6 protein-coding genes are annotated in these 13,177 nt (G+C 52.0%); 4 read left to right on the plus strand and 2 right to left on the minus strand.

All coding sequences use genetic code 11. The features are described from left to right. Positions 1-23: 23 nt before the first annotated feature. Positions 24-1,700 carry a DUF2341 domain-containing protein gene (locus CEK71_RS10805; protein ID WP_232463808.1) on the minus strand — a complete coding sequence of 559 codons (1,677 nt, stop codon included), beginning with the start codon at positions 1,698-1,700 and terminating at the stop codon, positions 24-26. A 699-nt stretch (positions 1,701-2,399) separates the two neighbouring features. On the opposite strand from CEK71_RS10805, the gene CEK71_RS10810 reads away from it, so the two are divergent. The 4 genes from CEK71_RS10810 to CEK71_RS10825 all read left to right on the plus strand — a co-directional run bounded on the left by CEK71_RS10810 (position 2,400) and on the right by CEK71_RS10825 (position 10,524). Beyond that, positions 2,400-3,500 carry an efflux RND transporter periplasmic adaptor subunit gene (locus CEK71_RS10810; protein WP_088619393.1) on the plus strand — a complete coding sequence of 367 codons (1,101 nt, stop codon included), beginning with the start codon at positions 2,400-2,402 and terminating at the stop codon, positions 3,498-3,500. 3 nt (positions 3,501-3,503) lie between these two features. After that, the gene (locus CEK71_RS10815; protein WP_088619394.1) at positions 3,504-6,605 is read left to right on the plus strand and encodes an efflux RND transporter permease subunit; all 3,102 of its coding nucleotides are present in this window, start codon (positions 3,504-3,506) and stop codon (positions 6,603-6,605) included. A gap of 401 nt (positions 6,606-7,006) precedes the next feature. Then, positions 7,007-9,820 (plus strand): beta strand repeat-containing protein, encoded by a 2,814-nt coding sequence (locus CEK71_RS23595; RefSeq protein ID WP_088619395.1) that lies wholly within the window; start codon positions 7,007-7,009, stop codon positions 9,818-9,820. Between the two features lie 272 nt (positions 9,821-10,092). After that, the gene (locus CEK71_RS10825) at positions 10,093-10,524 is read left to right on the plus strand and encodes a GTP-binding protein (protein ID WP_088619396.1); all 432 of its coding nucleotides are present in this window, start codon (positions 10,093-10,095) and stop codon (positions 10,522-10,524) included. A 314-nt stretch (positions 10,525-10,838) separates the two neighbouring features. On the opposite strand, the gene CEK71_RS10830 is transcribed toward CEK71_RS10825, so the two are convergent. Then, complete coding sequence (locus tag CEK71_RS10830) at positions 10,839-13,160, minus strand: NADP-dependent malic enzyme (protein ID WP_088619397.1); 2,322 nt, start codon at positions 13,158-13,160, stop codon at positions 10,839-10,841. Between the last annotated feature and the right edge of the window lie 17 nt (positions 13,161-13,177).

The raw sequence follows: 13,177 nt of genomic DNA on the forward strand, positions 1-13,177 counted from the left end.
TTGCTCAGGTACGGGGGATGATCCTAGGTATGCTGTTCGGACATTTTTGCGATGAACTCATCGACAAAAACGTGCATGTCAGCCGTAATGGATTGGATGCGTCCGCCCAAATAGTTGTAACCGAACAGACAAGGGATAGCCACCATCAGGCCGGCAACGGTGGCCGTTAACGCCGCCGCAATACCTGGGGCGATAGAGTTGACGTTAACCTCGCCGCTTACGGCAATTGCCGCAAAGGTAATCATAACCCCGACTACCGTACCCAACAGCCCCAAGAAGGGGCCACCACTAATAGCGATGGTCAACAAGACCATTTGTGCATTCAGCTTTTGTAATTCCCGCACCACAACCGCATCCATTGACGCTTTAACCGCATTCATGGCCTGGGCGCTCAACGCAATATCGTTAGTTTTGGTTTTGTTTAAACGACGGTTCATTTCTTCGACACCGACATGGTAAACGCGGTACAGCGAAGAGCCAGTGAATTCGCCGTGGCTCGCCGTCAGCGACAATAACAAGGGTGATTCTTCATAATCCGCATCTTCGTCGGTGTCTTCATGATTTAACGAGGCCATATCTTGAACGTTTAAAGAAGCAAAGGCTTCTTCAAACTTTTTATTTTGTTTGGCGGTGCGGCTGAGGATAATCGCCTTAGAAATCATTACCATCCAACTGATGACAAACATCACGCCCAAAATGCCGATAATGACCCAGCCGTCGATGGTCACGCTGTTAAGCGTACCCATAATATAAGATTCGCCTTCTTCACTATCAGGCGTAGCGTCTTCGCCGTAAGTCAGCATCGCCGAGTTTGCGCCTTGCATTTGCGCGTCAAATTTAACGGAATTGGCATCGCGGGTGATTTTGTAGACCACGAATTGGTCTAACGCTCCAGTCAAGCCTCTAGTGCCGCTAGTGTCAGCCCCTAAGGTCAAATCGCCTGTCAGTTCCGCTAGCGTTACCGGAAAAGTACCCGCCGCCGCGCCATTAACATAGAGGGTGATGTCGCTGGCCGTGGCTACCACCGCCAGATGTTGCCAAGTCGCGGCGGTTAACGGCGCAGTGGCGGCAAATTCTTTTTTGCTGCCTGAAGCATCGGTCACTTGCAAAGTGGGGGTCAGTTCTTTTACCGCCAAGGTAACGCCTGCCCGTTGGAAAATAACGGCATTTTGCTGGGCCTGTTCAACTTTGGCCCAAGTTTCCACTGTCCAGCCAGTCGTTGGGGACATTGCCAGCGACGGTGCGCTGGCGACACGGATAATTTGGCTACCTTGGAAAGTGGCGGCGGCACCAATCAAGCCCCCTTCGCTATTCGTGGCCGTCGCGTCTGAGGCGACATGCGCGTAAGCGGTCAGATCTTTAATGGCCGCTTGGTCAAACGGATACGCCAAGATTTCGCTGGCATCGAAGGCGTTAGCGGCATCTTGGCCATCAACCGCTTCGGCATTGCCATAGTACAACCAGAAACTGGGCTCGGGGTCTTTGCTAATGTCTTTCGGCAATTTCACCCAGATAAAGGCCATTTCGTTAACGGGGTCGAGTTTTTCGATATAAAATTTTAACGGTGTCGCTTCATCAGCCGCCAAGACACGGATATCTTTGCCTTTTTCGGCAAGATCTAAGAAATAAGTAAAGTTACCTGTATGCAAACGCACCAAGGCAAAAGCATCTTGGGGCATAGTGACCCCGTCTTGCTGCATTTTTTTTGCATCAAAGCTTATTTTCTTCTTATAGCCCCAATCATCGTTCCACCATGCAGAGGCGAATGACGGGAAGAGTGTTAAAAGAATCAGTAGGAGGCCAAACCGTTTCATTGCTATTCTCAATTTCATAATTAATGACTCAATTATCACAAAATTTCGTTACAGTATTATGAAATTGGCGGGTTTTCTCAAAAAACCCAGCCATAACGGCTAAAATTAACGGACTATAGACGTTAGTCGATGGGTATAAGCGCAGATTTGTGCGGAATAGATCATATAAAAGGTATATATATTGCTTGGACAATGACACCTCCTAAAATGACTTGAAAGCCGTAGTTTAAATTTAATCCTTTTTATTATGAAGAACTCAAGGTTAAGGCTTGAAAAAGGCTATGGCCTTTGCGGCGAATGACTTTTAAACTATGGGTTTCAGGACAAATGGGGTTTAATAGGCATAAGACGGGCAAGCGTCAACTATTTTAAAAGCTTAAATACGTTAGTGCTGGGGATTACGGCTGTCTAGCTAAAGCTGACCATCACTGTCATGCACCATGATGGCTCAATAAAGCCTGCCTTAAAGGCATTAACAAAGGCGAAACAGCCAAGGCCGCCCTGATAAGCCCCGCCCTACCCCGTAATAGCAACCAAAGATCGGCAGAGCCTTAGTCAATCCCTCTTTATAGAGAACCTAATATTATGAAGTTTATATATTTATTAATAGCATTGCTGTTAGCCCCATTAGCTGCCGCGCAAACGCCCCTCACCGTTAAGGCTTCGCCACTGCTGATGCAACAAATAAAAATCATTACCTTAGGCTCCAGCCAAGTGCATGAATCCTTGCGTTTGCCCGCCAGGGTCGAACTCGACCAAGAAAGGATAGCCCGTATTGGTGCGACCGTCACCGGACGCATTACCGAAACCCAAGCGGTTATCGGCCAAGAAGTCCGTAAAGGCGAACGTTTGGCGACCCTCAACAGCACCGAACTGGGCATGGCCCAATCGGCTTATTTAAAGACCCGCTCGCAATTGGCTTTGCGACAGTTGGTCGCCAACCGTGCCAAACGCCTGTTTGCTAGCGACATCATCCCCAAGGCGGAATTGGAGGAACGGGAAAGCCTGCTGAGCGAAGCCGATATTGATTTGCGTACCGCGACCGACCAACTGCGGGTATTTGGCATGTCGGACGCAGATTTGGCGCGTTTGGCAAAAGAGCGGAAAATCCATTCGCTACTGCCGATCACTGCCAGCATCCAAGGCACTATTGTCGAGCGCACTGTCACCTTAGGGCAAGTGGTACAGCCTAGTGATGCGCTGTTCACGGTCGCCGACCTCTCCCATGTCTGGGTGGTGGCCGAACTGCCCGAACAGCAGGCGCATTGGGCGCATGAAGGCGACGAGGCTTTGGTTACCTTAGCGGCTATCCCCGAACAAGAACAACGCGGGCGCTTGATTTATGTCGCCGATATGGTCGATCCGCAAACCCGCACTGTCACCTTGCGCATGGACATCCCTAATCCCCTGCGCATTTTTAAGCCGCAAATGCTGGCTACCTTAGTCATCTACAAGCAAAGTACGCAAGAATTGGCACTGCCTGATTCGGCAATTATCCGCGTTGATGACCGTGACCATGTTTTTGTCCAGACCGCGCCGGATGAATTTACCTTAAAACCTGTCAAACTCAGTGCGCGTAATGGTGCGGTGCGCCAGGTTCTTGATGGTTTACAGCAAGGCGAAAAAGTCGTTATCGAGGGTGGCTTCCACCTGAACAGCGAACGTCAACGCAAAGAACTGGGGTAAACCATGATTGAAGCCTTGATCCATGGCGGTTTACAGAACCGTATTTTGGTGCTGGTATTGGCGGTGGGCTTGGGTCTGTTTGGCATAAAAGCCCTGCAATCCCTATCGGTTGATGCCTTTCCTGATGTCACTAACGTCCAAGTGCAAATCGCCACCGAAGCCACCGGACGCTCGCCTGAAGAAGTCGAACGCTTTATCACCGTACCGCTGGAGATTGCCGTGACCGGCTTGCCGGGACTAACGGAAATGCGCTCGCTCAACAAAAACGGCCTGTCGCTGATCACCCTCGTCTTCACGGATGACACGGACGTGTACTTCGCCAGGCAATTGGTCATGGAACGGCTGATGGAAGTCAGCCACACCATGCCCGAAGGGGTTATGCCTATTTTAGGCCCCGTTTCGACTGGCCTGGGTGAAGTCTACCAATATACCTTGGAGCGGACTGATGACGGGCAACGCGCCTTAAGCCCCGAAGAATTGATGCGCCGTCGGGAAGCTCAAGATTGGGTGGTGCGCCCCTTATTGCGTGGCATTGCCGGAGTGGCGGAAATCAACTCGCAAGGCGGCTATAACAAGCAATATCAAGTGCTGGTCAATCCGGACCGGATGCACCATTACCATATCGCCCTTAGTGAAGTGTTTGACGCACTTGCCCAAAACAATGCCAACAGCGGCGGCGGGGTGTTGCCGCATTATGCCGAGCAATACCTGATCCGTGGCGTGGGTCTGATCCGGGATGTCACCGATATTGGCAATATCGTCCTGAAAGAAGAAAACAGTGTCCCCATTCATATCCATGATGTCGCCGAAGTGAAAATAGGCCATGAAGGCCGGGTGGGTGCTGTGCTAAAAAACGGCTATACCGAGGCCGTAGGCGGTATTGTCATGATGCTGCGCGGCGGCAACGCCAAAGAAGTGGTTAGCCGCATCAAGGCACGGGTTCAGGAAATCAACGACAAAAACATGTTGCCGGAAGATTTGAAAATTGTCCCTTATTATGACCGTAGCGAACTGGTGGATGCGGCCTTGCACACCGTCACCAAAGTATTGCTGGAAGGGGTCGCCCTGGTCGTCGTCATCTTACTGCTGTTTTTAGGGGACATACGCTCCAGCGTCATCGTGGTCTGCACCCTACTCATCACTCCGCTGATTACTTTTATTGTCATGAACCAACTGGGGCTTTCCGCTAACTTAATGTCCTTGGGCGGCTTAGCGATAGCCATCGGGTTGATTGTCGATGGTTCGGTGGTAGTAGTCGAAAACGCCTTCACACTGCTGACCTTACGCAAAGGCGGCACGACCAGCCGCCTGAAAGTGGTCATGGCGGCGGCGGAAGAGGTCGCCACGCCGGTCCTGTTTGGGGTCGGCATCATTATCGTGGTGTTTTTGCCCTTAATGACCCTGCAAGGCATGGAAGGCAAAATGTTCGCCCCCCTTGCCTACACCATCGCCATTGCCTTGTTGATTTCGCTCATCTTATCGCTGACCTTAACACCTGTGCTGTGTTCGTTTCTGCTCCAAGGCCACTCTCATAAAGACCATGACACCCGCATTATCGCGGTCATGAAAAAGCCCTACTTGCAACTGCTCGACTTGTCCTTACAGCATGGCAAGCTAGTTGTTGCTGTGGCGGCGGCTTTGTTTGCCGGTACGCTAGCGTTAATGCCGTTCTTGGGCAGTTCCTTTATCCCGGAAATGAAAGAAGGCTCCATTGTCCCCGCCATTAACCGTGTCCCCAACATTTCCTTGCAAGAAGGCATTAACATGGAAATGGCCGCCATGCGCATGATTATGGACATTCCCGGCGTAAGCCTGGCTGTGACCAACATCGGACGTGGCGAAAGCCCCGCCGACCCGCAAAGCCAAAACGAATCCACCCCTATCGTCAGCCTGAAACCCAGAAACGAATGGCCAAAGGGCTGGAATCAAGACACCATCGCCGATGCCATCCGCAATAAACTCAGCACTAGCCTGCCCGGTGTGCAAGTGGTCATGGCCCAACCCATTTCCGACCGCGTTGACGAAATGCTCACCGGAGTACGTTCCGACTTGGCGATAAAAGTCTTCGGCGATGATTTGGAACAGCTTAAAAATACCGCCAATACCATCGCCAAAGTCGCCGGTACTATCCCAGGTGCTCAAGACATCCGCGTCGAACGCCTGACCGGACAACAATATCTATCCATTACCGTCAACCGCGAAGCTATTGCCAGACACGGCATTAACGCCGCCGCCATCCATGATGTTATCGAAACCGCCATCGGCGGCAAAACCGCCACCGAAATCTACGAAGGCGAACGCCGCTTTTCCGCCGCCGTGCGCCTACCCGAAAGTTTCCGCAATAGCATAGAAGCTATTGATGCCATCTTGTTAACCTCTACTAACGGCGCACGGGTCCCCTTAGGCGATTTGGCCGACATCCGCCTGAACGACGGCCCCTCACAAATTAGCCGCGAAATGGGCAAACGCCGGATTGTCATCGGTGTTAACGTTAAGGACAGGGATTTGGGCAGTTTCGTCGCCGAACTGCAACAGGCCGTCGGTAGCCAAGTCAAACTACCGGAAAGCTATTATCTGGAATGGGGCGGACAGTTCCAAAACATGGAACGGGCATTGGGGCACTTAAAAATCATCATCCCGATCACCATCGGTGCCATCTTCTTTTTATTATTCATGCTCTTTAACTCGCTACGTTTTGCCAGCCTTATCATCTTAGTCCTACCCTTTGCCTCCATCGGCGGCGTAGTGGCGCTGTTCATCAGCGGCGAATACCTGTCCGTCCCCGCTTCGGTTGGCTTTATCGCCTTATGGGGTATCGCGGTGCTGAACGGCGTGGTGCTGGTGTCCTACATCCGCAATTTGCGTGATAGCGGCCTCAGCCAACTGGAAGCCATCCGCCAAGGCTGCGCCCAACGCTTCCGCCCCGTCATGATGACCGCCACCATCGCCCTGCTCGGCCTCGTACCCTTCCTGTTCGCCAACGGCCCAGGCTCGGAGGTGCAAAAACCCCTAGCCATCGTGGTTATCGGCGGCCTAATTACCTCAACATTGCTGACTTTGGTGATGCTGCCGACGCTGTATCGGTGGTTTGAGGAAAAGCGTTGATACTGGCAAGTATTCTAAACGGTTAACTTTTAGTTTCTGTACACATGGCCATTCATAGTTCGTTAAGCCTTTCATGATAAAGTCAACCTGAAAGACATCGAGAAACGACTTAAAAAATTCGTGTCCTTCGTAATAAATATCTGTTTTAAATAATGAATTTTAAAATATGCTGGGTTGGAAAATAAAATGGCAAAAAACCAAATAATGGGTAAAACTATGGGGCCGACATTCAGCAAACGACAGAATAAACATACAGGCTAACGGTCGGCCTTAAAGCCGGATTGGTCTGTGCCGATTAATTGGCGATGGCATCCCTATCTTAGGCATACAGTATAAGACGCAGTATAATATCGAAAAAATAACAATATTATCAATACATTAATGTATTTTAAGGATAAGCGATGGCAACCTATAACGGCAATAACAATAATAACACCTACAATGGTACAAGTGCGGCGGATACCATTTATGGCAATGGGGGCAATGATACCCTTAATGGTGCAGGGGGCGATGATTACATAAATGGCGGTAGTGGTAATGATATTTTAAAAGGCGGTACGGGCAACGACTACCTGCAAGGTGATGGCGGGGCGGACACCTATGTGTTCGGGATAGGCGACGGGCAAGACGAAATTTACAATGACGACACCGACAACAGCATGGACACCGTGCAGTTCACCAACCTCGCGTCGTCCGGCCTGACCGCCCTGTTTGACAACGGCAACTACGGCCTCGTCCTCCAGTACGGCAGTGGCGACCAGGTCACCATCGACAATTATTTTTATTACAGCGACACCAACTGGCAAGTCGATAAAATACAGTTCACCGATGCCACTTGGGGCTTCGCCGACCTCCTCCAGCGGCATAACGGCACCTCAGCCGGTGACACCCTGAACGCGATGGACGGTATGGTAAACACCCTCAACGGGCTGGGCGGCAACGACATCCTTTATGGCGGCACGGGCAATGACACCCTGGCGGGCGGCACGGGCAACGACTACTTGCAAGGCAATGGCGGGCTTGACACCTATGTGTTCGGCATAGGTGACGGGCAGGACGAAGTTTACAATTACGACACCGACAACAGCATGGACACCGTGCAGTTCACCAACCTCGCGTCGTCCGGCCTGACCGCCCTGTTTGACAACGGCAACTACGGCCTCGTCCTCCAGTACGGCAGTGGCGACCAGGTCACCATCGACAATTATTTTTATTACAGCGACACCAACTGGCAAGTCGATAACATACAGTTCACCGATGCCACTTGGGGCTTCGCCGACCTCCTCCAGCGGCATAACGGCACCTCAGCCGGGGATACCCTGAACGCGATGGACGGTATGGTAAACACCCTCAACGGGCTGGGTGGCAACGACATCCTTTATGGCGGCACGGGCAATGACACCCTGGCGGGCGGCACGGGCAACGACTACTTGCAAGGCAATGGCGGGCTTGACACCTATGTGTTCGGCATAGGTGACGGGCAGGACGAAGTTTACAATTACGACACCGACAACAGCATGGACACTGTGCAGTTCACCAATCTGACACTGTCCGGCCTGACCGCCCTGTTTGAAGACGGCAACTACGGCCTCGTCCTCCAGTACGGCAGTGGCGACCAGGTCACCATCGACAATTATTTTTATTTCAGCGACATCAACTGGCAGGTAAATCAAGTTCAGTTTACAGGCGGCGACACATTAACCCACTTTATCGTCGGCACTACCGGAAAGGATATTTTGGTGGGTACTGCCGGCAACGATGCGTTGAACGGACTTGCAGGTGCCGACACCATGAGCGGCGGAACGGGTAACGACCTTTATTTTGTTGATAACGTTGGTGATATTGTCAATGAAAATCCCGCCGCAGGCATCGACACGGTGCAAAGCTCGATTTCTTACCAGCTAACCGCTAACGTTGAAAACCTGACCTTATTGGGTTCTGCCGCTATTAACGGAACAGGCAACAACCTTGCCAATACCCTCATAGGTAACTCGGCAGCTAACGTGCTGGATGGCGGAACGGGGGCAGATAGCTTAAAAGGCGGACTCGGTAATGACAGCTATATTGTTGACAATATCGGCGACACGGTGATTGAAAATACCAATGCAGGCATTGATACGGTACAAAGCTCCGTCACTTACACCTTGGCCGCTAATGTTGAAAATCTGACCCTGACCGGAGCCGCCGCCATCAACGGTATCGGTAACAGTTTGGCAAATACGGTCATTGGCAACATTGCTAATAATACGCTGAATGGCGGTAAGGGTGCGGACAGCCTGATAGGCGGTTTGGGTGACGATATTTATATCGTTGACAATATAGGCGATACGGTCACGGAAAATATCGGCGAAGGCACAGATACCGTGCAAAGTGCCATCTCCTGGACGCTGGGCGCGAACCTGGAAAACCTGACCCTGACCGGGATTGCCGCCATTAACGGTACTGGCAACAGCCTTGCCAATACCCTGATCGGCAATGCTGGGGCAAACATACTCAATGGCGGCTCTGGTGTCGATAACTTAAAGGGTGGCTTAGGCAATGACATCTATGTAGTGGATAATATTGATGACAAGGTGTATGAAACTGTCGACGCAGGCATCGACAAAGTGCAGAGTTCGGTCTCGTATGCCTTGACGGCGAATGTCGAAAACCTGACTTTGACCGGCAGCAAGGCCATTAACGGCACCGGAAACCTGTTCGCCAATGTGCTGCTCGGCAACACCGCCAACAATGTCTTGAACGGCGGTGGCGGAGCGGACACTCTGACAGGCGGCGCGGGCAGCGACACCTTCGTGTTCGGCACGGTGACAGGCGGCTCTGACAAGGTGCTGGATTTTGTCTCCGGCACCGACAAGCTGCAAGTGCTGGACGCGGCGCTGGGCCTGTCCATCGGCAACGGCGACCATAACATCGACAACGCTGCGCTCATCAACGGCCTAGGCGGTTTTTCCGCCTTATCCGAACTGGTGGTGGTCACTTCCAACATCATCGGCGCCATCACCACCGCTACTGCCGCCACCGACATCGGCAGCGCCGCCAGCAGTTACGCGCTGGGCGACACCCGCCTGTTCGCCGTGGACAACGGCGTGGACAGTGCTTTATACCTGTTCAAATCAGCGGGTGCAGATGCTGTGGTCAGTGCCGGTGAATTGACCTTGTTAGGTACGTTGCAAGGCACGGCACAAACGGCTCTGGCGGATTATGGGTTTGCCTGATAAACCTCAAACAGAGGGGTATCTACACCCATCCTTAAATTAAGGGACGGGCAGAAAATAATTGCGGGTAAGGCCTTTCACTCGATCATCAAGTTTTTCATAAAGTCACCTCTAAATAGTGGAAAAGATTAGCGAAGAGCTAAGGCTTGTCAAGGTAGACGGCTCCCTCCCCTGATGGGGAGGGTTGGGGTCACTGCCATTAAGTTAAGGAAATTCTGTTCAGAAACAATGTTTTTTCTTCCTTTTATGGAAGTTCAGCAACCCCCTTGCCGATGTCTTTTGTCTGGGCGGGTTACGGTGCTTTCGTTCCAAGCAAGGATTACGGCGAAATGCGCTTCCATGACAACCTGAAAATCTTTCTTTATGGCACGCCCGGCCAAAAACGCTTTGATTTTATGAGCCAGTTATTATTTGATAACGCCTGGGGCGCCGTGCTGCTGATTGATAACCGCGAAGACGACCCGTTTGCCGAATTGGCCTATTATTTGGATATGGTCAAAGATTTCCGCCATAAAATTCATTTGGCGATAGGCATAACCCATTATGACCTCTGTGCAACCCCCTCCATTAAAGACTATGCCGACTATCTGGGCCAAAATGACCTGTCTTATCCGGTGATGTCGGCGGATGCCCGCGATATCAGCAGCTTAACCCATGTATTAGGCAGTTTAACGCATCAGCCCGCCTTGGCACTGGCTAGCTAAACGAAATAGTTTGATACTACCTTAAATCAACGGGTTACTCATGATGCAACTAATATGCGGGCATTTGCTTTGCCGGATAGGGCTTAAGCGGGTTATTACAGGATATTTGCTCTGTGTTTGATGGTGCGCCATGTTAATATCAAATTTTTAACACATCCCATAAGCCGTTACAATCCTTGGCATTACGCTTTCAAGGATTTAGTTGGGGGGCTAGATAATTACTAGATAACAATAACAACATGGTCACATAATTTAGCAAAATTTTTATTGTCAAACCAACCTAGCCCGCCCAACGGTTAAAAATCCCTGCTTGCTTAAACGCCACCTGCCGCCCAAACACTATCCACCACACACAACGCCGTCATATTGACAATCCGCCGCACCGTCGCCGAGGCGGTCAGGATATGCACGGGCTTAGCGCAACCCAGCAACACCGGCCCAATGGCAACGCCATTACCCGCCGTCGCTTTCAGCAGATTGTAAGAAATGTTAGCGGCATCAATATTCGGCGAGACCAGCAAGTTGGCGCTGCTGGTTAAGGTGGTGTCAGGCAGGGTGTGTTTCAGCATGGCGTAATCAATAGCGTTGTCGGCGTGCATTTCTCCGTCCACTTCCAAATCGGCATCTTTAGCGCGGATAATCGCCAACGCCTTGCGCATTTTTTGCGCGGACAGGCTGTTGCTGGAGCCGAAGTTAGAGTGTGACAGCAACGCCACTCTAGGGATTAGGCCTAAATGGCGCATTTGATCCGCCGCCAGCAAAGTAATTTCGGCAAGCTGTTCGGCGCTGGGGTCTTCGTTGATATGGGTATCGACCAAAGCGATTTGCCGATCCGCCAGCACCAGGTAGTTCATCGCCGCGTATAAGGTGCAATCCGGGCGTTTGCCCAGCACTTGGTCGATATAGTGCAAATGCAGCCTAGGGGTGCCGAACGTGCCGCAGATCAGACCGTCGGCATCGCCTTTATGGACGAGCATCGCGGCGATCAGCGTATGCCGGCGGCGCATTTCCAGCTTGGCATATTGTTCGGTAACGCCTTTGCGTAGGGTCATATTCAGATAGCTTTGCCAATAATCGTGGTAACGCTCGTCCTGATCGGGGTTGACGATAGAAAAATCCACCCCCACTTTCATGCGCAGGCCTAATTTGTCGATATGTTGCTGGATAACAGCAGGGCGGCCTATCAAGATCGGCACCGCAATTTTTTCATCCAACACAATTTGTACCGCGCGTAACACCCGCTCGTCTTCCCCTTCGGCAAAGGCGATGCGCTTGATGGCGGCATCGGTATTTCTCGCCTTATGGAAAGCGGGCTGCATAAACGAGCCGCTATGGTAAGCGAACTGGCGCAGCCGTTCGGTATAGGCCTCCAGATCGGCTATCGGCAGGGTGGCGACCCCCGATTCGGCGGCGGCTTTGGCGACCGCCGGGGCGATGTGGCTCATCAGGCGCGGGTCAAACGGCAGCGGGATCAGGTAATTCACCCCAAAGGACAGGTCTTGGCTACCATAGGCATTGGCGACCACATCCGACGGTTCCGCTTGCGCCAATTGGGCGATGGCGTGAACCGTGGCGATTTCCATTTCACGCGTGATGGTGGTCGCACCGCAATCTAAAGCCCCACGGAAGATATAGGGGAAGCACAGCACGTTATTGACCTGGTTAGGGTAATCCGAGCGGCCTGTGGCAATCACGGCATCGTCACGCACGGCGCGGATTTCTTCGGGCAGGATTTCCGGGGTCGGGTTGGCTAGCGCCATAATGAGCGGGTTGGCAGCCATGCTTTTGACCATCGCCGGCTTTAACACCCCGCCCGCCGACAAGCCCAGAAACACATCTGCATTAGGGATAACTTCCGCCAAGGTACGCGCGGGGGTGTCTTGCATAAAACGGGCTTTGTCGGCATCCATCAACTCGGTACGGCCTGTATAAACCACTCCCGCCAAATCAGAGACGAAGATATTCGCCAGCGGAAACCCCATATCGACCAACAAATCCAAACAGGCCAACGCCGCCGCCCCTGCACCGGACACCACCAGCTTACACTGGCGGAAGTCTTTGCCCACCACTTTCAGGCCGTTGAAGATCGCCGCGCTGACGATAATCGCCGTGCCGTGCTGGTCATCATGAAACACCGGGATTTTCATACGGCTACGCAATTGCCGCTCGATATAGAAACATTCCGGGGCTTTAATATCTTCCAGATTGATACCGCCAAAAGTCGGCTCTAAGGCGGCGATAATATCGCAAAGTTTGTCCGGGTCAGACTCGTTAATTTCAATGTCAAACACATCAATCCCGGCAAACTTTTTAAACAGCACCGCTTTGCCTTCCATCACCGGTTTCGCGGCCAGCGGGCCGATATTGCCCAACCCCAGCACCGCCGTGCCGTTGGTGATGACCGCCACCAAATTGCCCCGCGACGTGAAACGGGCGACATTGTGCGGGTCTTCAACAATTTTTTCGCAAGTGGCGGCCACGCCGGGCGAATAGGCCAAGGACAAATCGCGCTGGCAGGTCAGTTGTTTGGTCGGGGTGACGCTGATTTTGCCAGGCGTTGGAAATTCGTGGTAATCCAAAGCGGCTTGGTTTAGTTGTTGGCGGCACTGTTCTGCTTTCGGGAGAGAATCATTCATATTGGGTAGAAATCCTA

This window comes from Methylovulum psychrotolerans, from assembly GCF_002209385.1.
Taxonomy (GTDB): domain Bacteria; phylum Pseudomonadota; class Gammaproteobacteria; order Methylococcales; family Methylomonadaceae; genus Methylovulum; species Methylovulum psychrotolerans.

What these genes read in the sequence shown, in the direction of transcription:
- CEK71_RS10805 (WP_232463808.1), bottom strand. Translation starts at nt 1,700, where the DNA reads ATGCAGCAAGACGGGGTCACTATGCCCCAAGATGCTTTTGCCTTGGTG.
- CEK71_RS10810 (WP_088619393.1), top strand. Translation starts at nt 2,400, where the DNA reads ATGAAGTTTATATATTTATTAATAGCATTGCTGTTAGCCCCATTAGCT.
- CEK71_RS10815 (WP_088619394.1), top strand. Translation starts at nt 3,504, where the DNA reads ATGATTGAAGCCTTGATCCATGGCGGTTTACAGAACCGTATTTTGGTG.
- CEK71_RS23595 (WP_088619395.1), top strand. Translation starts at nt 7,007, where the DNA reads ATGGCAACCTATAACGGCAATAACAATAATAACACCTACAATGGTACA.
- CEK71_RS10825 (WP_088619396.1), top strand. Translation starts at nt 10,093, where the DNA reads ATGTCTTTTGTCTGGGCGGGTTACGGTGCTTTCGTTCCAAGCAAGGAT.
- CEK71_RS10830 (WP_088619397.1), bottom strand. Translation starts at nt 13,160, where the DNA reads ATGAATGATTCTCTCCCGAAAGCAGAACAGTGCCGCCAACAACTAAAC.